The 22,326-nt window shown below is 60.9% G+C and carries 20 protein-coding genes; 11 read left to right on the top strand and 9 right to left on the bottom strand.

Annotated elements, in window-relative coordinates; all coding sequences use genetic code 11:
• Positions 1-9: 9 nt before the first annotated feature.
• On the bottom strand, positions 10-930 hold the full coding sequence (locus tag AC1DUR_RS20480; RefSeq protein ID WP_477720479.1) for a dihydrodipicolinate synthase family protein: 921 nt from the start codon (positions 928-930) through the stop codon (positions 10-12).
• Between the two features lie 280 nt (positions 931-1,210).
• Between AC1DUR_RS20480 and AC1DUR_RS20475 the strand changes: the two genes are divergently transcribed.
• Positions 1,211-2,164 (top strand): LysR family transcriptional regulator, encoded by a 954-nt coding sequence (locus AC1DUR_RS20475; protein ID WP_477720478.1) that lies wholly within the window; start codon positions 1,211-1,213, stop codon positions 2,162-2,164.
• Here the strand turns inward: AC1DUR_RS20475 and AC1DUR_RS20470 are convergent.
• The 5 genes from AC1DUR_RS20470 to AC1DUR_RS20450 form a co-directional block, all read right to left on the bottom strand.
• On the bottom strand, positions 2,161-3,090 hold the full coding sequence (locus AC1DUR_RS20470) for a 2-hydroxyacid dehydrogenase (RefSeq protein WP_477720477.1): 930 nt from the start codon (positions 3,088-3,090) through the stop codon (positions 2,161-2,163). The two genes, AC1DUR_RS20475 and AC1DUR_RS20470, sit on opposite strands and share 4 nt — an antisense overlap.
• 1 nt (position 3,091) lies before the next feature.
• The gene (locus AC1DUR_RS20465) at positions 3,092-4,846 is read right to left on the bottom strand and encodes an IlvD/Edd family dehydratase (protein ID WP_477720476.1); all 1,755 of its coding nucleotides are present in this window, start codon (positions 4,844-4,846) and stop codon (positions 3,092-3,094) included.
• Between the two features lie 33 nt (positions 4,847-4,879).
• On the bottom strand, positions 4,880-5,812 hold the full coding sequence (locus AC1DUR_RS20460; RefSeq protein ID WP_477722076.1) for a tripartite tricarboxylate transporter substrate binding protein: 933 nt from the start codon (positions 5,810-5,812) through the stop codon (positions 4,880-4,882).
• A gap of 363 nt (positions 5,813-6,175) precedes the next feature.
• Entirely contained in the window at positions 6,176-7,792 is a 1,617-nt protein-coding gene (locus tag AC1DUR_RS20455) for a peptide chain release factor 3 (protein WP_477720475.1), read from the bottom strand.
• Between the two features lie 36 nt (positions 7,793-7,828).
• Entirely contained in the window at positions 7,829-8,065 is a 237-nt protein-coding gene (locus AC1DUR_RS20450; protein ID WP_477720474.1) for a DUF1653 domain-containing protein, read from the bottom strand.
• Between the two features lie 64 nt (positions 8,066-8,129).
• Between AC1DUR_RS20450 and AC1DUR_RS20445 the strand changes: the two genes are divergently transcribed.
• Both AC1DUR_RS20445 and AC1DUR_RS20440 read left to right on the top strand, forming a co-directional pair.
• The gene (locus AC1DUR_RS20445) at positions 8,130-9,464 is read left to right on the top strand and encodes an RsmB/NOP family class I SAM-dependent RNA methyltransferase (protein ID WP_477720473.1); all 1,335 of its coding nucleotides are present in this window, start codon (positions 8,130-8,132) and stop codon (positions 9,462-9,464) included.
• 201 nt (positions 9,465-9,665) lie between these two features.
• Positions 9,666-10,865, top strand: coding sequence for a DesA family fatty acid desaturase (locus tag AC1DUR_RS20440; RefSeq protein WP_477720472.1), 1,200 nt, complete (start codon positions 9,666-9,668; stop codon positions 10,863-10,865).
• A gap of 406 nt (positions 10,866-11,271) precedes the next feature.
• Here the strand turns inward: AC1DUR_RS20440 and rpmG are convergent, their stop codons facing one another.
• From rpmG to trxB, 3 genes are all read right to left on the bottom strand, one after another.
• Entirely contained in the window at positions 11,272-11,439 is a 168-nt protein-coding gene (gene rpmG / locus AC1DUR_RS20435; protein WP_007863188.1) for a 50S ribosomal protein L33, read from the bottom strand.
• Between the two features lie 11 nt (positions 11,440-11,450).
• Positions 11,451-11,684, bottom strand: a complete 234-nt coding sequence (rpmB, locus tag AC1DUR_RS20430; protein WP_477720471.1) for a 50S ribosomal protein L28 — start codon at positions 11,682-11,684, stop codon at positions 11,451-11,453.
• 210 nt (positions 11,685-11,894) lie between these two features.
• Positions 11,895-12,839, bottom strand: a complete 945-nt coding sequence (gene trxB / locus AC1DUR_RS20425; RefSeq protein ID WP_477720470.1) for a thioredoxin-disulfide reductase — start codon at positions 12,837-12,839, stop codon at positions 11,895-11,897.
• Positions 12,840-12,998: 159 nt separating this feature from the next.
• Here trxB and AC1DUR_RS20420 point away from each other — a divergent pair, with 159 nt between their 5' ends.
• The 8 genes from AC1DUR_RS20420 (at position 12,999) to AC1DUR_RS20385 (ending at position 22,172) form a co-directional block, all read left to right on the top strand.
• Positions 12,999-13,676, top strand: coding sequence for a Crp/Fnr family transcriptional regulator (locus AC1DUR_RS20420; RefSeq protein WP_477720469.1), 678 nt, complete (start codon positions 12,999-13,001; stop codon positions 13,674-13,676).
• A gap of 77 nt (positions 13,677-13,753) precedes the next feature.
• A complete protein-coding gene (locus tag AC1DUR_RS20415) occupies positions 13,754-16,099 on the top strand; it encodes a DNA translocase FtsK (RefSeq protein ID WP_477722073.1) in 2,346 nt (781 codons plus the stop codon).
• Positions 16,100-16,293: 194 nt separating this feature from the next.
• On the top strand, positions 16,294-17,010 hold the full coding sequence (gene lolA / locus AC1DUR_RS20410) for an outer membrane lipoprotein periplasmic chaperone LolA (RefSeq protein WP_477720521.1): 717 nt from the start codon (positions 16,294-16,296) through the stop codon (positions 17,008-17,010).
• 33 nt (positions 17,011-17,043) lie between these two features.
• Complete coding sequence (locus AC1DUR_RS20405) at positions 17,044-18,351, top strand: replication-associated recombination protein A (RefSeq protein WP_477720467.1); 1,308 nt, start codon at positions 17,044-17,046, stop codon at positions 18,349-18,351.
• A gap of 270 nt (positions 18,352-18,621) precedes the next feature.
• Positions 18,622-19,551: a branched-chain amino acid ABC transporter permease gene (locus tag AC1DUR_RS20400; RefSeq protein ID WP_477720466.1), complete on the top strand. Its 930-nt coding sequence runs from the start codon at positions 18,622-18,624 to the stop codon at positions 19,549-19,551.
• A 26-nt stretch (positions 19,552-19,577) separates the two neighbouring features.
• Positions 19,578-20,663, top strand: a complete 1,086-nt coding sequence (locus AC1DUR_RS20395; protein ID WP_477720465.1) for an ABC transporter permease subunit — start codon at positions 19,578-19,580, stop codon at positions 20,661-20,663.
• An 11-nt stretch (positions 20,664-20,674) separates the two neighbouring features.
• Positions 20,675-21,442, top strand: a complete 768-nt coding sequence (locus AC1DUR_RS20390) for an ABC transporter ATP-binding protein (protein ID WP_305640435.1) — start codon at positions 20,675-20,677, stop codon at positions 21,440-21,442.
• Between the two features lie 13 nt (positions 21,443-21,455).
• Complete coding sequence (locus tag AC1DUR_RS20385) at positions 21,456-22,172, top strand: ABC transporter ATP-binding protein (protein ID WP_477720464.1); 717 nt, start codon at positions 21,456-21,458, stop codon at positions 22,170-22,172.
• Positions 22,173-22,326: the final 154 nt, after the last annotated feature.

Below are 22,326 nucleotides of genomic sequence, written 5' to 3'. Positions count from 1 at the left end.
GCCGATCGCCTAGCGGCCCGGATAGCCCGGCATGGTGAATTGCGCGTCGCGCAAGGCCGCCAGCACGCTGTGGGTGGTGCCGTCGTCCAGCCCAACCAGGGGTGGACGCACCACTTGCCAGCCGGGGTCAGACGAGAATTCGGCGACTACCCGCTTCATGGCCGGGATCATGGGCACCGCCTGGAAGATCTTGCGGATCACGTCCGCATTGGCCTGCAAGGTTTCGCCCTGTGCGCTGTTGCAGCCTTTGTATAGGGCATGGATCCCGCCAGGGTTCATGTTGACGGTGGCACTGATGCAGCCGGCGGCACCGAGCGGCAGCGCCTTGGAGAGCGTCGACTCGCTGGCAGGGAAGACGTCAAAACCATCTTTGGCAAAGTTGTCGATCATGGCCTGGGTGTTGGGCCAGTCGCCCGATGAGTCCTTGGCGCCAACGACCGTGTCGGGATAGCGCTTGCGCAGCGTCCCGATCAGATTCAGCGTGATCGGCACCTGCGTGAGTTGGGGGATGTGGTAGAGATAGACCTTCAGGCGATCGCTGCCAACCCGCTCAATCACCTCGGAGTAATAGGCATACAAGCCTTCGTCGGACACGCCCTTGAAGTAGAACGGCGGCAACATCAAGGCGCCCGAGGCACCGTTTTCAACCGCATGTTTGGTCAGGACGACCGAATCGGCCAACGAACAGCCACCCGTGCCCGGCATCATGCGGGCCGCAGGAACACCGGCGCTCAAGAGCGCATCCGTCATCGACAAGCGCTCGTTTACCGACAGTGAAGCGGCTTCAGAATTCGTGCCGAAAATGGCCAAACCGACCTGGTTGTCGATCAGCCAGCGGCAGTGGGCAATGAAGCGATTGACATCAGGCTCCAAACGCCGGTTGAAAGGTGTCAGGACGGGGGCGAGAACGCCGCGGATTCTGGTGGTCATGGTGTGCAGTTGCCTCAAATGGAATGACGGGAAGAGGGGATCGATTCAAGAAATTCAAGTGGTTAAAGCGGTTCAAGCGGTTCAAGGGCGCCTTGGGCCCACGACGAAGTTGAAATCGGCAACCCCCTGGATGTGGATGCCGCCACACACCTGCATCTCCGGGCCGCCTTCTTTCGTACCCAGAGTTTCCTTGCACACACTGGCAAATAAAACAGGCTTTCCATGTGTTCATACGATAAAATTTTTAACTTTCCGAGCAGCGTTTCCCCAAGGTGAAATCATGGATGTCCGCTACCTGCAAAGCTTTGTCACCGTCGTGGAAGTCGGCTCGCTGGCGGAAGCCGCCAGACGGCTGGACTTGACGCCTGCCGCCATCGCGGCGCGTGTTCATGCACTGGAGGAGGCGCTGGGTGTGGCGCTCATCAAGCGCGCCGGGCGATCCGTCAAGCCGACCGAGGCGGGCGTGAAAATCCTGGAGCCTTCCCGCTCAGTGCTGCGTGACATACGCGATCTGCGCGTGGTGGCAGGCGACGGGATTGCGTTGGGCGAATTGCGGCTGGGCGTGTTCGCGTCGGCCATGACCAGCGTGCTTCCGCCGGTGCTCAAGCGACTCTATGCCAGGTACCCGGACCTCAATGTCTTCGTGGCCACGGGGTCCTCGGTGGAGTTGTGCCGGCAGGTCAGCACTGGTGCCATTGATGCCGCGATTGTTGTAGAACCTCAATTTGCCGTGGCCAAAAGTTGCGCATGGCGTTCGCTTGTGGCGGAGCCTCTGGTGGTCGTGGCGCCCGCTGAACTGGCCGGTCATGAGGCCCACGAACTGTTGCGATCTGAGCCATTCATCCGCTATGACCGGTCGGTCCTCGGAGGGCAACTGGCCGATCGGTATTTGCGCGACCAAAGTATCCGGCCCAGGCAGCGTCTTGAGATTGACGGCCTCATGGCGATCGCCGCCCTGGTGGCGCAAGGCCTGGGTGTGGCCCTGCTGCCCGATTGGGCACCGCTGTGGCAATCGGGTCTGGCCATCGCCCGCATTCCCTTGCCGGAGCGCCCACCGGTCCGGCACGTCGGGCTGATCTGGGGCGAGCATGGTCCACGCGCCTCATTGGCTCGCGCATTTCTGGCCGAGGCGGAAGCGGTGTTTGCCAGGCCGGTCCCACAGCAGGCGCCCAGCCAGACCATCAAGCCGGCAGCAAGCAGCCGCCGGAAGAAACAAATCGCTGAGGCGGGCTAGCCGATGCGGGGCGTGGGCGACAGCGCTGGCTGCCCGTTCAGGACGGCATGGAGGTTGTCCAGCGTCAGGCGCAACATGGCCGTCCGCGCTTCCCGGGTGGCCGATCCGGCGTGGGGCGACAAAAGCACATTGGGCAGCGACGTCAGCGCAGAATTGCGCAGCGGTTCGTCCTCGAACACATCCAGTGCCGCGGCGCGAATGCCACCCGTCGTCAACGCATGGACCAATGCCTCTTCGTCGACGACGCTGCCGCGCGCGATGTTGACGAGGTAGCCAGCCGGTCCAAGGGCTTGCAGAACTTCCGCATTGACCAAATGCCGGGTCTCGCTTCCACCCTTGCAGCAGACGATGAGAATGTTGCATTCGCCGGCCAGTGCCAGCACGCTCTGGACATGGCGATACGGAACGTCGATTTTTCTGGACCCGGAATAAGCCAGTGTCACACCGAATGGCTGCAACCTTGCTGCGATGCCCCGGCCAATGCGGCCCAGGCCGACGATGCCAACGGCCTTTCCGGCCAGGCTGGTGGTGAGTGCATAAGCGCCATCTGACCATCGCCCCTCACGCACAAAGCGGTCTGAAGCGGGGATGTCGCGTAGCAGGCTCAGGAGCAAACCCACGCCTAATTCGCAGACCGCGTCATCCAGCACGCCTGGCGTGTGGGTGACGGCGATCCCTCTTGCCTGGGCATACGCCACGGGGATGCCGTCGTAGCCTACGCCGCAGGTTGAGATGACCTGCAGGGCCGGGAGCAACTCCAGCAGCGCCAGGGGCACCTGGTAGTTGCTCCGGGTGATCAGTCCGCGGATGGACTGGCGCAGCCCATCGTTTCGCGCAATGTCCTCAGGCCCATGGCACTGGAATTCCCGGTCAATGGTCTGCTGAAGCTCTCCGGCAAAGATCCCGATTTTGACGATAGCCTGCATGTCAGGAGCGAGGCGTCTTTCCGGTGATCTTTGCGGCCCTCAGAAAGTCAAAATCGACGCCCTTGTCGGCTTGCGTGACGGTCTGCAGGAACAGCTTGCGATAGCCCCGCTCGGCGGTCGGCTCGCTCACCACGTTCTCGCGCATCCGTCGGGCGAGTTCTTCATCGGATACCAGCAGGCTGATCTCCCGGTTGCGCACGCTGAGCCGAATGCGGTCTCCGCTGCGCACCTGCGCCAGTGGCCCACCCACGGCGGATTCCGGCGTCACATGCAGCACGATGGTGCCGAAGGCGGTGCCGCTCATCCGGCCGTCCGAAATCCTGACCATGTCCTTCACGCCGGCACGCGCCAGTTTGAGCGGAATGGGAATGTAGCCAGCCTCGGGCATGCCTGGCGCTCCTTTGGGGCCAATGTTCTTGAGCACCAGCACGTCGTCTGCCATGACATCCAGGTCGTCGCGGTCGATGCGGTTGACCAGATCCTCCGCGTTCTCGAACACGACGGCGCGCCCCTCATGCTCCATCAGCTTGGGGTCGGCCGCGGATTGCTTGATGATGGCGCAGCCCGGCGCCAGGTTGCCGCGCAGCACGGCGATTCCTCCCTGCGGGTAGATCGGGTTGTCGATGGGGCGAACCACATCCTGCGCAAAACCTGGTCCGGCCAATTCAATTTCCTCACCCAGGGTGCGTCCCGTCACCGTCAATGCATCCAGGTGCAGCAGGGGCTTGAGCGCCCTGAATAGCGTGGCCATGCCGCCTGCCTTGTGGAAGTCTTCCATGTAGTGCTGGCCGGAGGGTTTGAGGTCCAGCAGGACCAGAGTTTCGCGCCCCATGCGATCCAGCGCCTGCATGTCAATTTCCAGGCCGACGCGACCCGCAATCGCTGCCAGGTGCACGATGCCGTTGGTGGACCCGCCGATGGACAGCAGCACCCGCATGGCATTTTCGAAAGCCGCGGGTGTCAGGATTTTGTCGATGGTCAGTCCATCGCGTGCCATTTGCACGGCCCGCGCACCGGTCTCCTCCGCGATCCGGATGCGGTCGGCCGTGACAGCCGGAGGCGATGCGCCGCCCGGAACCGTCATGCCCAGGGCCTCGGCAATGCATGCCATGGTGCTGGCGGTCCCCATCACCGAGCAGGTGCCTACGCTGGCTACCAGCTGGTTGTTGACGTCCGTTGTTTCCTCGGCATCGATCTCGCCGGCGCGGAACTTGCCCCAATAGCGGCGGCAGTCGGTACACGCGCCGACACGCTCGCCCCGGTGGGAGCCGGTCAGCATGGAGCCCGTGATCAACTGGATGGCCGGAATGCCCGCCGATGCCGCGCCCATCAGTTGCGCCGGAACCGTCTTGTCGCAGCCGCCAATCAGCACCACCGCATCCATCGGTTGGGCCCGGACCATCTCCTCCGTATCCATAGACATCAGGTTGCGCAGGTACATGCTGGTCGGCGCCGAGAAGCTCTCGTGAATGGAAATCGTGGGGAAGTCCATGGGCAGCCCGCCCGCCAGCATGACACCGCGCTTGACGGCCTCAATGAGCTGGGGAGCATTGCCATGGCACGGGTTGTACGCGCTGCCGGTATTGGCAATGCCGATCACAGGCCGGTCCAGCGCCGTATCGGTATAGCCCGCCCCCTTGATGAAAGCCTTTCGAAGAAAGAGCGAGAAGCCCTTGTCGCCGTAGCTGGTCAGGCCTTTTTTCATGCCTGTTTCTTCGGAATGGTTTTTGGATGTGTCGCTTGATGTCATGGTCATGAGGGTGTTTGAAAATATCTGGTGGCCGACGACTCAGTCGTCTGCCTTGATGTTGGTTTCCTTGATGACTTTTTCCCAGCGAGACACTTCGCTGCGCAGGCGCTCCGCAGCTTTTGCCGGCGTGGTGGGCGGCAGGGCATACACGCCCTGGCGCAGGAATTGCTCCTTGACCTCCGGCGATTGGACGATTTTGGCCAGCGCTGCATTTAGTTGGTCCACGATGGCGGCCGGCGTGCCGGCGGGAGCCAGTACACCGAATGTGGAGCTCACCTCAAGCGCAGGCAGGCCGGCTTCTGCCGTCGTCGGACTTTCAGGCAACATCGAGATGCGCGTGGGTGTCGTGACGGCCAGAGCCCGCAGTTGCCCGCTTTTGATGAAGGGCTGCGCGGCCGGCACAGTTTCGAACATCAGGTTCACCTGGCCGCCGACCAGGTCGGTCATCGCAGGACCACTGCCCTTGTATGGAATGTGCAGCATGCCGACCGATGCCTCCTTGCGAAAAATTTCCGCCGCCATCCGTTGCGGTGCACCTGCGCCGGAAGAGGCGTAAGACAGCTTGTCCGGATTCGTCTTCGCATAAGTGATCAACTCCTGCAGGTTTTTGACGGGAAGTTGCGGGTTAACGACCAGGACAAGGGGGACGGATCCGACCACCATCAGTGGGGTGAAGTCCTTGATGATGTCGTAACGAAGTTTTCCTTTCTCAAGGGTGGCCATGGTTGAGTGGGATGTCAAGGCACCCATCAGCAGGGTATAGCCATCGGGCGCCGATTTGGCTGCTGCTTCGGCGCCAAGATTGCCTCCAGCACCACCCCGGTTATCCACGATCACCTGCTGGCCAAGGGATTCACCCAGCTTCAGGGCCAGGATGCGGCCAATGACATCTGTCGCGCCACCGGGAGGGTAAGGAACGATGAGCTTGATGGGCTTGTCAGGGTAGGCCGCGAACGCCCATGACGTGCACATTGCCATCCCCAGCACCAGTCCTGCGCGAATGAGCTTGCGCCGTCCTTGATTCCATTTGCCGCTGTCCATGTAATCCCTTTCGGTTCAACATAAAAACGTTGCCGGCGGCTAGATCATGGATTGACTACCGTCTCTGCACGTCCCTGGAAGATATGGATTCTGGGTGTGGCAATGGATAAAAGGAATGATTGTTTGTTATCTTCAAAAGATAATAAATTTTGTTTTCAATCCGCACGGGATGGCAACCCGGCTTGAGCCAGCCGGAGATGCGGGGCCGCCGGCTGCAAGTCGACCGGGTGTGCAAATGCGGCAAAACTGGCCGCACGGCCAGTGAGCGGGCAGCGAACGAGGCTAGTGAACGATTTACATCTTTGACTGAAACACCAGTCCGGCATGCTCGCGCAGCGCATGGAACCGGATCTTGGGCCACTGCTGCTCGACTGCGCGCAAGGTTGCGCTGTGGTCCACCAGCAGGGTGGGGGCATCCACGGCATCGAGCGCGACACGGTGCGCGTTGGCATCCATGAATTTTTTCAACTCGTTGGCGTCGTCGCTGGTGACCCAGCGTGCCAGGTTGAAGTTGCTACCCATGATGCGGGCCTTGACGCCGTACTCATGTTCCAGGCGGTGTGCCACCACTTCAAACTGCAGCTGGCCGACGGCGCCCAGCAACAGCACGGAGCCGGCAATGGGCCGGAACACCTGGATCGCACCTTCTTCACCCAACTGCGTGAGGCCGGCACGCAGCTGCTTGCTGCGCAGTGGATCGGCCACTTCGACGGAGCGGAACATCTCGGGCGCGAAGAAGGGCAGGCCGGTGAATTGCAGCGCTTCGCCTTCGGTGAGCGTGTCGCCCAACTGCAGCACGCCGTGGTTGGGAATACCGATGATGTCACCTGCGAAAGCAGTATCGAGCAATTCCCTGCGCTGGCTCATGAAGCTCACCACCGTGTTGGGCCGCAGCTCCTTGCCGCTGCGCACCACCTTCAGGCGCATGCCGCGCGTGAACTCGCCGCTGGCCACGCGCAAAAACGCAATGCGGTCGCGGTGGGCCGGGTCCATGTTGGCCTGGATCTTGAACACCACGCCGGAGAATTTCTTTTCGTCAGGCTGCACCACGCGCTGGATGGCTTCGCGCTCTGCGGGGGCGGGGGCCAGATCCACCAGCGCGTCCAGCACCTCCTGCACACCAAAGTTGTTGATGGCCGAGCCGAAGAACATGGGCGTCTGTTTGCCGCTGAGGAACTGGGCACGGTCAAATTCGTGCGAGGCGCCGGCGACCAGCTCAATCTCGTCCTGTGCCTGTTTGTATTCGGCGCCAAAGCGTTTCGCGGCTTCCGCGTTGTCCAGGCCGGCCAGGATCTCATCGTCGCCGCCCGCTTTTTCTTCACCCGGGCTGAAGACGCGCATGCGGTCTTCACGCCGGTCATAAACGCCGTGAAAGAGTTTGCCCATGCCCACCGGCCAGGTGAAAGGCACCACCGCCATGCCGAGCTCGCGCTCGATCTCGTCCATCACGCTCATCGGGTCCTGCACCTCGCGGTCCATCTTGTTCACAAAAGTGAGGATGGGCGTGTTGCGGGCGCGGCAGACCTGCAGCAGGCGGCGCGTCTGCGGCTCCACGCCATTGGCCGCGTCAATCACCATCAGCGCGGCATCGACAGCCGTCAACACGCGGTAGGTGTCTTCCGAAAAGTCCTGGTGGCCGGGGGTGTCGAGCAGGTTGATCACGCAGTCGCGGTACTCCATCTGCATGACCGAGCTGGCCACCGAGATGCCGCGCTGCTTTTCAATCTCCATCCAGTCCGAGGTGGCATGGCGCGCGGCCTTGCGGGCCTTGACGCTGCCGGCGATCTGGATCGCACCGGAAAACAGCAACAGCTTCTCGGTCAGCGTGGTCTTGCCGGCGTCGGGGTGGGAAATGATGGCAAACGTGCGGCGGCGCTTGACCTGCTTTGCGATTTCGGTGGATTCAGACATAACCCACGATTATCGGCGACGGCGGTGATTGCTGCCTCAGGCGGGTTGCCGCGCGAAGCGCGGCTGTCGAATGCCGTCGATCACCACGTCTTCATTGAACATGATCGCCGGGCGTACCCACAGGCCTTTTTCACCATAGAGTGCACGGTACAGGGTCATGGGCTCCAGGCTCTCGCTGTGGCGCACGGTACCCACCACTTCATAGAGCATGCCCTTGTAATGCCGGTAGAGGCCAGGCGGTGTTTCAATGAGCGGCGGCAAGTGGTCGGACATGGTTCAAAAGGTTCAAAAAGCCCGTTGGGTGGGTTTGCGGGGTGCAGTGGGACAATGGAGGGCTATGCATCCTAAAGCCTTACTCGATAGTTGTTCCGAGCTTCTCAAGCAGGTCCTCAAATTTGAACACCCCGCCGACATGGTCGTGTCGCGCTATTTTCGCGAGATGCGCCTCGGCCCGCGCGAGCGCGCCACCGTGGCGGAAACGATTTATGGTGTGCTGCGCAAAAAGAACCTCTATGCCTATCTTGCCCAGCACGGCAGCGGCCCGCCGGAGCGGCGTCTGGCCATCCTGGGTTTTGCCGCCGGGCCGTCCCAAGGCAAAACAGCCCCCTCGGGGGGCAGCGCATTACACGACGTGAAAAGCGTGGGGGCACATGCCCCCGCTGGCCGCGATTTTCTTCTGGGTGCGCTGACCGACCAGGAAAAAGACTGGCTGGGGCGCTGCGATCAGGTGAAGCCTGCAGACCTGATGGAGCTGCACCGCCATAACCTGCCGCAGTGGCTGGTGGAGCCGCTCAAGGCGCAGCTGGGTGATGACTTCTGGCCGCTCGTCGAAAGCCTCAATGCCCCGGCAGGGCTGGATTTGCGGGTCAACACCCTGAAGGAAAAACGGGCTGAGATCCAAAAGGAACTGGGCAAGCATGCTATTAAAACAGTAGCCACGCCGTATTCCCCATGGGGCTTGCGCCTGGTGGACAAGCCGCAGCTGGGCAAGCTGGACGCCTTCACGCGGGGCGCAATTGAAGTGCAGGATGAGGGCTCGCAGTTGCTGGCCCTGCTGCTTGATGCGAAGCGCGGCGAGATGGTGGTTGATTTTTGTGCCGGTGCGGGTGGCAAGACGCTGGCCATCGGGGCCTCGATGCGCAACACCGGGCGCCTCTATGCCTTTGACACCTCGGGGCACCGGCTGGATGCACTCAAGCCGCGGCTGGCGCGCAGCGGCCTGTCCAACGTCCATCCCGTGGCCATCGCCCATGAACGCGATGACCGCATCAAACGCCTGGCCGGCAAGATAGACCGGGTGCTGGTGGATGCGCCGTGCTCGGGTCTGGGCACCCTGCGGCGCAATCCCGACCTCAAATGGCGGCAGAACCCCAAGGCCATCGAGGAGCTGTCGGCCAAGCAAACCGCGATTTTGCAGAGCGCCGCACGTCTTCTCAAGCCTGGCGGACGCCTGGTTTATGCCACCTGCAGCATTTTGCGCGAGGAAAATGAGGCGATTGCCGAGGCCTTTAGCGCCGCCAATAAAGAGTTCAACGTCCTTGAAGCTGCCCCCTTGTTGACCCATCTGGGGGTAGAAGGGGCCGAAAAACTGTGCAGGGGTCCCCATCTCCGGCTCTGGCCCTACCTGCATCAAACGGATGGCTTTTTCGCCGCCGTATGGCAAAAGTTGTGATATTTTTGGCGGAAATTGCGGGAGAATAGACCAAAGTTACAGATTTATCCCGGATTTTGGGAGCTTCTGGCGATTTTGGGGTCCTTACAGAGGACTTGGTGTTTTGAGGCTCTCCCATTACAATAATAGGTTGTCTGGTGCAGCCACTGGAGACAAGCCAGAGATGGTGAGCGGCTGGTGCAGATTGTTTAAAGGACTTTTATGATCTTTTTTGATGCCGCCATCGACTGGCTGGCTCATGGATTGGTAGCTGCCAGCTGGTGGCAAATTGTGTTGTACACCCTGGTGACAACGCACATCACGATTGCCAGCGTGACGATTTATCTGCACCGCCATCAGGCGCACCGCGCCATGGATCTGCACGCCCTTCCGGCGCATTTCTTCCGCTTCTGGCTCTGGCTGGGTACGGGCCAGGTCACCAAGGAATGGGTGTCTGTGCACCGCAAGCACCACGCCAAATGCGAAACGATGGAAGATCCGCACAGCCCCCAGGCGCACGGCATCGAGACCGTGTTCTGGAAGGGTGCCGAGCTCTACCGCGCGGAAACCAAAAACAAGGAAACCCTGACCAAGTTTGGTCATGGCACCCCCAATGACTGGCTGGAGCGCAACGTCTACACGCGCTACAGCTGGCAGGGTGTCGGCCTGATGATGATCCTGAACCTGGCGCTGTTTGGTGTCGCCGGTCTTGCCGTGTGGGCGGTCCAGATGGCCTGGATTCCCGTGACGGCGGCCGGCATCATCAATGGTATTGGCCACTACTGGGGTTACCGCAATTTTGAAGCGCCTGACGCCAGCACCAACATTTCGCCCTGGGGCATCATGATTGGCGGCGAAGAGTTGCACAACAACCATCACACCTATCCCACGTCGGCCAAGTTCTCGGTCAAGCCCTACGAGTTCGACATCGGCTGGGTGTATATCCGCGCCCTGGAAAAGGTCGGCCTGGCTTCCGTGAAGAAAGTGCCGCCCAAGCTTCAGCTGGGCGCGATCCAGCCTGTCGCAGACGAGAAAACACTCGAAGCCCTGATTGCCCATCGCTACGAAGTGATGGCCGGATTTGCGCGCGAATTGCGCCGTGCAGGCAAGGCCGAAATTGAAGTCCTGAAAGCCAGGAAGGCGGACGTGTCGGTACTGCGCGCGGCCAATCGCTGGCTACACCGTGATGATGACAAGGTGCCTGCAGCGGCCAAGCCGCAGCTTGCCCAGGTCCGCGCCGAGCATCCTGTGCTCGACAAGATGGTCACCATGCGTGAAGAGCTGCGCCAGATGTGGTTGAGCACTTCCGCCTCGCGTGAGCAACTGGCTACCGACCTGCAGGCCTGGTGCCACCGTGCCGAGGAAAGCGGTATTGCCGCGCTTCGCGAGTTTTCAATGAAACTCCGGGCCGCCCGCACCTGATCTGATCCTTAAGACGAAACGGACTGACCCCGTTTCGTTGCGCCAAGCCGCCTCAGCGATGTTTTGCTCAGGCGGCTTTTTCATGGCCGTCTCTTCCCCCCCCCTGGGTTCCGTCGTCCCTGGCACCGCAAGGAGAGGGTAATGGGTAATGAAATGAGTCCAGTGAAGCCCAATGCCAGCTGTGCCTACCCTTGGCTGTCAGTTCTTGAGGTGGCGGGGGGCGTGTGAGGGTGAGGGGGGTCAGAGTGCGATCATCGACCTCATTGACTCCCTGGCGGGCCGATGATGGGCGCGGCAAGGAGAGGAGGGCGAACAGGGGACTGGAATCGCTCGGGCATAAAAAAACCCGCTGTGATGCAGCGGGTTTTTGGGCAGCGCATGGAGCGCTGCAGGGAGTCAAGCTGAATTACTTCAGTTTGATTTCCTTGTATTCCACGTGTTTGCGTGCCTTGGGATCAAATTTCATGATCAGCATTTTGTCGGGCGTGGTTTTCTTGTTTTTGGTCGTCGTATAGAAATGACCGGTGCCGGCAGTGGATTCCAGCTTGATTTTTTCGCGTGCGCCTTTAGCCATGGTGTTTCTCCTTAGACTTCACCGCGGGCACGAAGGTCCACGAGGATGGCATCGATGCCTTTTTTATCAATCAAGCGCAGACCGGCGCTGGTGATGCGCAGGCGCACCCAGCGGTTTTCGCTCTCGACCCAGAAGCGACGGTATTGCAGGTTAGGCATAAACCGGCGCTTGGTTTTGTTGTTGGCGTGAGAAACATTGTTTCCCACCATCGGGCCTTTGCCCGTTACCTGACAGACGCGTGCCATGAGCACTCTCCGTAAAAAATTAGAAATCGGATGCTGGCCTCGAAGGGGGGATGCCCTGCGGATGCGCAGCTAAGCCTTAAATTATAGCCTGAAAATCGGCTTTCCACAAAACCGACCTTCACCGCTGCCGTGTGGATGGCAAAAACAGGCAACAAGGTGGTCGAACGTGTGGTCGACCGTATGGCTGAACCGCAGTCCTGCGGCTCTGAATCAGCTGCTTTGTTCCAGGAAGCGCTGGGCATCCAGCGCCGCCATGCAGCCGGTGCCCGCACTGGTGATGGCCTGGCGGTAAACATGGTCCTGCACGTCTCCGGCCGCGAACACACCCGGCACGCTGGTCATGGTGGCAAAACCCTGCAAACCGGTTTTGGTGATGATGTAGCCGTCTTTCATTTCCAGCTGCCCGGCAAAAATCTCAGTGTTGGGCTGATGGCCGATGGCGATGAAACAACCCTTGAGTTCCAGGTCTTGCGTCGCGTCATGCTGCGTGCTTCTGAGCCGCACGCCGGTCACGCCCGAGGCGTCCCCGAGCACCTTGTCCAGGGTATGGTGTAGCCGGAGGTCAATCTTGCCGGCGGCTACTTTCTCATGCAGTTTGTCGATCAGGATGGCCTCGGCCTTGAATTTGTCGCGGCGATGCACCAGCGTGACCTTGCTGGCAATGTTGGACAGGTACAACGCCTCTTCCACGGCCGTATTGCCGCCGCCCACCACGCAGACATCCTGGTTGCGGTAGAAGAAGCCGTCGCAGGTGGCGCAGCCGGAAACGCCGCGGCCCATGAACGCCGTTTCGGATTCAAGCCCGAGGTATTTGGCCGACGCACCGGTGGCAATGATCAGTGTGTCGCAGGTGTAGGTGCCGCTGTCGCCCGTCAGCGTGAAAGGGCGCTTGCTGAAATCGACCTGGTTGATGTGGTCGAATATTATTTCGGTCTTGAAGCGCTCGGCATGCTCGAGAAAGCGCTGCATGAGATCCGGCCCCTGCACGCCCTGCGCATCGGCCGGCCAGTTGTCCACGTCGGTGGTGGTCATCAGCTGCCCCCCCTGCGCAATACCGGTGATCAGTACGGGGTCGAGGTTGGCGCGCGCTGCATACACCGCAGCGGTATAACCCGCAGGGCCTGAGCCGAGGATAAGGACTTTGGAATGTTTCATGGTGAAAAAGCGATTGGGAAAGTGTTAGAACTCAGGTAGAGTCGTGCGGAGCAAATGCAGCAGCAGGTAAAACCTTGACTGTATTTGTTTTTTGCACGTTAAGGCCATTGTAAGAACTCGCGCGATTCGCCGTCGCCGCAAGGTTGGGAGAGAGTTGATATGACGACGATGGTGTCAAACCTGGAATTGATTCGCCGGGTACCTCTTTTTTCGATGCTGACAGCCAATCAGGCCGAGTCCGTGGCCGACGGGGTGGTGAAGCGCCGTTTCAAGCGTGGCGAAGCCATTGTGGAGCAGGGAAAAAAATCAAATGCCCTGTCCATCATCCTCACGGGCCGTGCGCGTGTCATCACCACCGACACCCGCGGCCGCGAGGTCATTCTGGCCACCATGCACCCCGGTGACTATGTGGGCGAGATGAGCCTGATTGACAACGAGCCCCATTCAGCCACCGTGCGTGCGGAGATCCAGACCGATGCCTTGATACTCGGTCAGCAGGAGTTTGCGCGTTGCCTTCCCGAGAACAGCTCCATGACCTATGCGGTGCTCCGGGGGCTGGTGCAGCGCCTGCGTCATGCGGACCGCAAAATTGAATCCCTGGCCCTGATGGACGTCTACGGCCGTGTGGCCCGGGCGCTGCTGGAATTTGCCACCAAGGACGCCGAAGGCAATGCCGTGATTCGCGACAAGGTCTCGCGCCAGGATCTGGCCAAGATGGTCGGCGCCTCGCGCGAGATGGTCAGCCGGGTGATGAAGGACCTGGAAGAGCGCGGATTCATTGAAACCCGCGCTGACAGCTCGCTCCTGGTGAGGGACCGCCTTCATTCGCTGGGTTGACGCCACCTCGCTGTCTTCTTTGCGCGTCCGCTCTTCACCGAAGTGCTTGCCAACTGCGGTAAGCTCTGAGCCGGTCCATGACATACTCACTTGATACCCTGAACTCCAGAACATCCCCTGCCGCCGGCGTGCCCGGCGGCATCAAACGTTTCGCCCATGAAGTCAGCCTGATTCTGGGCTTGCTGGGCTTGATCTTCTGGCTGGCTGCGCTGCTGAGCTATTCACCGCAGGATGCCGCCTGGTCGACCTCGGGCACGGCAGATGCTGCCAGCGGCGTGTCCGCAGCCGCCCGCAACTGGGGCGGGCGTCTGGGTGCGTGGCTGGCCGATGCGAGTTACTTCCTGCTTGGGTTTTCCGTCTGGTGGACGCTGGCCGCGGGTGTCCGCGTCTGGCTGTCTTCACTGGCGCGCTGGTTGCGTGGGGAGCCTCTGRCATCCGCCGCCTCCCAGCAGGCGGACCGCATCAGGTTCTGGGTGGGTCTGCTGCTGCTGTTGATGGTCAGCGCCGCGCTGGAATGGTCGCGGCTGTACCGTTTTGAATTCCGGTTGCCTGGGCATGCGGGCGGCGTGCTCGGTTATCTGGTCGGCACGCTGGGCGTCAAATGGCTGGGCTTTGCCGGCTCGGGCCTCGTTTTTATTGCTCTGGGTGTCATTGCGGTGTCTGTCGTATTTGGCTTCTCATGGGCGCATGTAGCCTTGCGGATTGGCGCGTGGATTGACAACCTGATCGATTCGCGCCGCGAAAAACGCGAAATCGCACAGGATCTGGCCTTCGGCAAACTGGCGGCGCGCGAGCGTGAAGAAACGCTGATCGACGAGCGCATCGAAATCGAGGAGCACCATCCGGTGCCTGTGCTGATCGAGCCGACGCGGCCCGATATTCCGAAGAGCGAGCGCGTTGCCAAGGAGCGGCAAAAACCGCTGTTCAGCGAGATGCCCGACTCCAAACTGCCGCAGGTCGACCTGCTCGACGGCGCGCTGACGCGGCAGGAGACCGTGGCTCCCGAAACCCTGGAAATGACCTCGCGCCTGATCGAGAAAAAGCTCAAGGACTTCGGCGTGGAGGTGCGCGTGGTGGCCGCGGCGCCCGGCCCGGTCATTACCCGCTATGAAATCGAGCCGGCAACCGGCGTGAAGGGCTCGCAGGTCGTCAACCTGGCCAAGGACCTGGCGCGCGCCCTGAGCCTCATATCCATCCGCGTGATCGAGACCATTCCGGGCAAAAACTACATGGCGCTCGAGTTGCCCAATGCCAAGCGCCAGTCGATCAAGCTCAGCGAGATTCTGGGCTCCCAGGTCTATAACGAAGCGAAATCCATGCTCACGATTGGACTGGGCAAGGACATCGGCGGCAATGCCGTGGTGGCCGACCTGGCGAAGATGCCGCATTGCCTGGTCGCTGGCACCACCGGTTCGGGCAAGTCGGTGGGCATCAACGCGATGATCCTGAGCCTGCTCTACAAGGCCGACGCGCGTGATGTACGCCTGTTGCTGATCGACCCGAAGATGCTGGAGATGAGTGTCTACGAAGGCATTCCGCACCTGCTGGCCCCCGTGGTGACCGACATGCGCCAGGCGGCACATGGCCTGAACTGGTGCGTGGCCGAAATGGAAAAGCGCTACAAGCTGATGAGCAAGCTGGGCGTGCGCAACCTGGCCGGCTACAACGGCAAGATCGACGAAGCCAAGGCGCGCGGCGACTTCATCTACAACCCCTTCAGCCTTACCCCTGATCAGCCCGAGCCGCTGGAGCGCCTGCCCTACATCGTCGTGGTGATTGACGAGCTGGCCGACCTGATGATGGTGGTGGGCAAGAAGATCGAGGAACTGATTGCCCGCCTGGCCCAGAAAGCCCGCGCTGCCGGCATCCACCTGGTGCTGGCCACGCAACGCCCCAGTGTGGACGTGATCACCGGCCTAATCAAGGCCAACATTCCCACCCGCCTGTCCTTCCAGGTGAGCAGCAAGATCGACAGCCGCACCATTCTTGACCAGATGGGCGCCGAAGCCCTGCTGGGTATGGGTGACATGCTCTACATGCCCAGCGGCACGGGTTTTCCGATTCGTGTGCACGGCGCGTTTGTCAGCGACGACGAAGTGCACCGTGTGGTGGCCTACCTCAAGCAGCAGGGCGAGCCCAACTACATTGACGGCGTCCTCGAAGGCGGTACGGTCGATGGCGACGGTGGCGACTTGCTGGGCGAGGGCGGAGAAGCCGGCGGCGACAAGGACCCGATGTATGACCAGGCGGTGGAAATCGTGCTGAAGAACCGCAAGGCCTCCATCTCCCTGGTGCAGCGCCACCTGAAAATCGGCTACAACCGCGCGGCGCGCATGCTCGAGGAAATGGAAAATTCCGGACTGGTCAGCGCCATGTCGGGCAGCGGCCAGCGCGAAATTCTGGTGCCGGCCCGGGCTGAATGACGGCAGGCCGGGATTTACCTGGCCGATACATTCTTGAGGCAACCTATGGGTTCAGCCGGAGTCCTACGGCAATACCACGGCAATGCCCAAAAACCTCGATATCTCAAATCCTTTCTCCACAAACCCCTTCACCTGCCGCACCTGCTTAACGCGTGTCCCTCACCGCACCCGATAATCCTGAATCGCACATCATGATGAACCACACTTTCATTGACACCCGTCCGGGCAGGCTCTGGCCGGGCGTGGTGCGGGTTGCTTCGGCAGTCCTGATCACCCTGTTCGCCGTGGTTTCCACGGCTGCAGGCGCTCAAACCACAAGCACGGCCGGCCTTGATAGCCTGGAAAATTTCATCAAGGCCACGAAGAGCGGGCGCGCCAGCTTCACCCAGGTGGTGACCAGTCCGGCCAAGGACGGGCAAACGGCCAAGACCAAGACCTCCAGTGGCAGCTTTGAGTTCCTGCGGCCCAACCGCTTCAAGTTCATCTACAAAAAGCCATTTGAGCAAAGCATCGTCGCCGACGGCCAGACGCTGTGGCTGCACGATGTGGACCTGAACCAGGTCACGTCCCGCAAGCTGGCGCAGGTGCTGAACGGCACGCCGGCCGCCGTGGTGGCTGCCGCGGCCGACCTCAAAGGCCTGGAGGCGGATTTCAGTTTGACACCGCTGCCCGAAAAAGGCGGGCTGCAATGGGTGCAGGCCGTGCCGAAGACCCGCGAAGGCCAGCTTCAAAGCATCCAGGTGGGATTCAGGTCCACGGACAAGGGGAGCGAGCTCGCGGCGCTGGAAATCCTGGACAGCTTCGGGCAGAAGTCGGTCATGACTTTCAGCCAATTCGAGATCAATCCCGTGCTGAGTCCGGCCAGCTTTCAGTTCAAGCCGCCAGCCGGCGCCGACGTGATCCGTCAGTAGCCGTGATGGCCAGGCGCGTCACGCATTAACCAGATGGTTTCCAAGGCAGACACACAAGTGCAAGCGCCGTTGGCGGAACGACTCCGTCCGAAGAGCCTGGGGGAAGTCATCGGGCAGCAGCATCTGCTGGGCGAGGGCATGCCGCTGCGCATTGCCTTTGAATCCGGCGAGCCGCACAGCTGCATCCTGTGGGGGCCGCCGGGTGTGGGTAAAACCACGCTCGCCCGGCTGATGGCCAGCAGTTTCGATGCGCATTTCATCACCATCTCCGCCGTGCTCGGCGGTGTCAAGGATATTCGCGAAGCGGTGGAGCAGGCGAGCATCTGGCAGGGTCAGGGTGGCCGCCGCACCATTGTTTTTGTCGACGAGGTGCACCGTTTCAACAAGAGCCAGCAGGACGCCTTTTTGCCGCATGTGGAAAGCGGCCTTTTCACCTTTATTGGCGCCACCACGGAAAACCCCTCGTTCGAGGTGAATTCGGCCCTGCTGTCGCGCGCGGTGGTTTACGTGCTGCAGCCCCTCGTCGAGGCCGACCTCAAGAAAATCGTCGCCAAGGTCCTTGAAGAACGGGCACTTCCAGCGATTGAGAGCATAGCGGATGATGCGGTGGAGCGGCTGGTGGCTTATGCCGACGGCGACGCGCGGCGGCTGCTCAATACGCTGGAGTCCCTTGGCGTGGCGGCGCGCAGCGAGAAAATCACCGCTGTGACAGGTGCCTGGCTGCTGAAAGTGTTGGGCGAACGCCTGCGCCGTTATGACAAGGGCGGCGAGCAGTTTTACGACACCATCTCGGCGCTGCACAAATCCGTGCGGGGTTCCGACCCTGACGCTGCACTCTACTGGTTCATGCGCATGCTCGATGGTGGTGCCGAACCGCGTTACATGGCGCGCCGGCTGGTCCGCATGGCCAGCGAAGACATCGGTCTGGCCGACCCGCGCGCCCTCAGGCTGGCGCTGGATGCCGCCGAGGTCTATGAACGCCTGGGGTCACCCGAGGGGGAACTCGCTTTGGCGCAGTGCGTGATCTACCTGGCGGTGGCGCCCAAGTCCAATGCCGTTTACAAGGCATTCAACGAAGCCAAAGCCTTTATCCGCAAGGATGGAACCCGTCCCGTGCCGCTGCATTTGCGCAATGCGCCGACCAAGCTCATGAAAGACCTCGATTACGGGAAAGACTACCGCTACGCCCATGATGAAGAAGACGGTTTTGCTGCCGGCGAGAATTATTTCCCCGATGGGCTGCGCGCGCCCGACTGGTACCGGCCCGTCAACCGGGGGCTGGAAATCAGGATTGCTGATAAGTTGAATGAGTTGAAACTGAAGAACAATCAGAAAAACTAATAAAAAACAAAACCGGCTGATAAAGCCGGGTTTGGCGATACAAACCAACTTTCTCAAGGGTAAACCCCGCAAAAACTGGCCTGTTGGCCCGATTCTCGCTAATAACCCGTCGCTACAATTTGCGGATTAGCTCGCCACCCAACCCAGTCACCTGGTTTTGATAGGCGGGCTTTTTGTTAGCTCGCGCGATCCCGTGGTGATCCCATTGGTTCGCGGCCATTGTTGGCAAGAGGCAGAGTTGGCAAGTTCAATCAAACGGGAGAGTGAGTTATGGAAGTATTGCTTCAGCAGATCATCAACGGTCTGGTGCTGGGTAGCATGTATGCCCTGATTGCCCTGGGCTACACCATGGTCTACGGCATCATCAACCTGATCAACTTTGCGCATGGTGAGGTATTGATGGTGGGTGCGCTCACCAGCTGGACCATCATCCGCTGGATGCAGGAGGCCATGCCGGGCACACCGGGCTGGCTGATCTTGCTGATTTCGCTGCTGATCGCCTTTGTGGTGTGCGGTGCGCTGAATTTCGCGATTGAAAAAATCGCCTACCGGCCGCTGCGCAATTCGCCCAAGCTGGCCCCGCTGATCACCGCCATTGGCATGTCGCTGCTGCTGCAGACGCTGGCCATGATGATCTGGAAGCCCAACTACAAACCCTACCCAACCCTCTTGCCGACCGAGCCCTTCCAGGTGGGCGGCGCCGTGATCACCGTGACCCAGCTGTTCATTCTGGGGGCCACGGCGGTTTCCCTCTCGGTGCTGATGTGGCTGGTGCATTACACCCGCCTGGGTCGTGCCATGCGCGCTACCGCCGAGAACCCGCGTGTGGCGGCGCTGATGGGCGTGCGGCCCGATACCGTGATTTCCGCCACCTTCATCATCGGTGCCATCCTGGCGGCGCTGGCGGGCGTGATGTACGCCTCCAACTACGGCACGGTGCAGCACACCATGGGCTTTTTGCCCGGTCTCAAGGCCTTTACGGCAGCCGTGTTTGGCGGCATTGGCAACCTGGGTGGCGCCGTGCTGGGCGGCATTTTGCTGGGGCTGATTGAATCCATCGGTGCGGGCTACATCGGCCCGCTGACGGGTGGCGTGCTGGGCAGCCAGTATTCCGACATTTTTGCTTTTATCGTGCTGATTTTTGTGCTCACGCTGCGGCCTTCCGGCTTGCTGGGTGAACGTGTGGCCGACAGAGCCTGATCCCGCGCTGGCTAAGGAGAATTCTGATGAAACCCAACAAACTGGTCACTTTTTTTATTGTCGCCATCGCGCTGCTGGTGTTGCCCCTGCTGTTGCAGCAGGGCGGTAACGCCTGGGTGCGCATTGTCGATACGGCGCTGCTCTATGTGCTGCTGGCCCTTGGCCTGAACATTGTGGTCGGCTTTGCCGGCCTGCTGGATCTCGGCTATGTGGCCTTCTTTGCGCTCGGTGCCTACCTGTTTGCGCTGCTCGGTTCGCCGCATCTGGCGGAGGCGTTTCCTGCGATTGCCGCAGCCTTCCCCGAAGGCTTGCACCTGCCCATCTGGGCCGCTATCCCGGCGGCTGCCGCCTTGGCGGGGTTTTTCGGGGTGGTGCTGGGCGCGCCCACGCTCAAACTGCGTGGTGACTACCTGGCCATCGTGACCTTGGGCTTTGGTGAAATCATCCGGGTGTTCCTGAACAACCTGGACCGCCCCATCAACCTGACCAATGGCCCCAAAGGCATCAACCAGATTGATTCGATGAAGTTTTTTGGCTTCGACCTGGGCAAGCAGCATGAATTCCTCGGCATCGCGGTCAACTCCGTGTCGATGTACTACTACCTCTTTCTCGCGCTGGTGCTCGTCTCGGTCGTCATTTGCCACCGGCTGGAAAATTCGCGCATTGGCCGCGCCTGGATGGCGATTCGCGAGGACGAAATTGCAGCCAAAGCCATGGGCATCAACACCCGCAACATGAAACTGCTGGCCTTCGGCATGGGTGCTACCTTTGGTGGTGTGTCGGGCTCGATGTTTGCCGCCTTCCAGGGCTTTGTCTCCCCCGAATCGTTCAGTCTGATGGAGTCGATCATGATCGTCGCCATGGTGGTGCTGGGCGGCATCGGCCATTTGCCCGGCGTGATTCTGGGCGCCCTGCTGCTGGCCGCCTTGCCTGAGGTGTTGCGCCATGTGGCCGGTCCGCTGCAGGCCATGACCGATGGCCGGCTGGACTCTGCCATCCTGCGCCAGTTGCTGATTGCGCTGGCCATGATCGTCGTCATGCTGATGCGTCCGCGCGGTCTCTGGCCCTCGCCAGAGCACGCCAAGCCGCTGGTCGAATCCGTTAAAAGCTAAGGAGAATGGACATGAGCGATACCATTCTTAAAGTGGCCGGTGTTTCCAAGCGCTTTGGCGGCCTGCAGGCCCTGAGCGACGTCGGCATCCACATCAAGCGCGGCCAGGTGTACGGCCTGATCGGCCCCAACGGTGCCGGCAAGACCACCTTCTTCAATGTGCTGACCGGCCTGTACACACCCGACAGCGGCTCGTTCGAGCTGGCCGGAAAGCCCTACACACCCACAGCGGTGCACGAGGTGGCCAAGGCCGGCATTGCCCGAACCTTCCAGAACATCCGCCTGTTTGCCGACATGACGGCACTGGAGAATGTGATGGTGGGTCGCCATATCCGGACCAAATCCGGCTTGCTGGGCGCGGTGTTTCGCACCCCGGGTTTCAAGCATGAAGAGGCTGCCATCGCCAAACGGTCCCAGGAACTGCTGGACTATGTGGGCATTGGCAAATACGCCAACTTCAAGGCGCGAACCCTGAGCTATGGCGACCAGCGGCGCCTGGAGATCGCGCGGGCGCTGGCCACCGACCCGCAGCTGATTGCGCTCGACGAGCCGGCAGCCGGCATGAATGCGACAGAGAAAGTACAGCTGCGCGAGCTGATCGACCGGATCCGCAAGGACAACCGCACCATCCTGCTGATCGAGCATGACGTGAAGCTGGTCATGGGCCTGTGTGACCGGGTGACCGTACTCGACTATGGCAAGCAGATTGCCGAAGGCGCGCCCGCAGATGTGCAAAAAGATGAAAAAGTGATCACCGCCTATCTGGGCACAGGTCATTGAAGGAAGCAAGAACATGGCAAACACACTTCTTAAAGTGACCGGGCTCAAGGTGGCTTACGGCGGCATCCAGGCGGTCAAGGGCGTTGACTTTGAAGTCAATGAGGGCGAACTCGTCACCCTGATCGGTTCCAACGGCGCAGGCAAAACCACCACCATGAAAGCCATCACCGGCACCTTGCCGATGCTCGATGGTGACATTCAGTACCTGGGCAGAAGCATCAAGGGCCGGGGCGCCTGGGACCTGGTGAAAGAAGGCCTGGCCATGGTGCCCGAGGGCCGCGGCGTGTTCGCCCGCATGACCATCACCGAAAACCTGCAGATGGGCGCCTACATCCGCAGCGACAAGGCAGGCATTGCCGAAGACATCGAAAAGATGTTTGCACTGTTCCCGCGTCTGCGCGAGCGTAAAGACCAGCTGGCCGGCACCCTGTCCGGCGGCGAGCAGCAGATGCTGGCCATGGGCCGTGCGTTGATGAGCCGTCCCAAGGTGCTGCTGCTCGACGAGCCGTCCATGGGTCTGTCGCCCATCATGGTGGACAAGATTTTTGAGGTGGTGCGCGACGTGTCGGCGCGCGGCGTGACCATCCTGCTCGTGGAGCAGAATGCCAGCCGTGCGCTGGGCATTGCCAACCGCGGCTATGTGATGGAGTCGGGCAATGTCACCATGAACGGCGATGCCAAGCAGCTGCTCAGCGATCCGCGGGTACGGGCGGCTTACCTGGGCGAGTAATCTTCACGGTAGTTGCTGCCAAGCGAATATGTACGGCTCTAATCGACTATTGAATTGATCGCGGGTTGACTCTGCTGAGGGTTGCTGGCCGGGGATTGCCCGGCGGCAAGTAACTTTCTTTTGCTTCGCCAAAAGAACGTCACCAAAGAAAAGG

This window comes from Polaromonas sp. P4_F4, assembly GCF_056401355.1.
The sequence above is the reverse complement of the archived record's forward strand: the minus strand, read 5'-3'. Positions and strand labels throughout refer to the sequence as shown.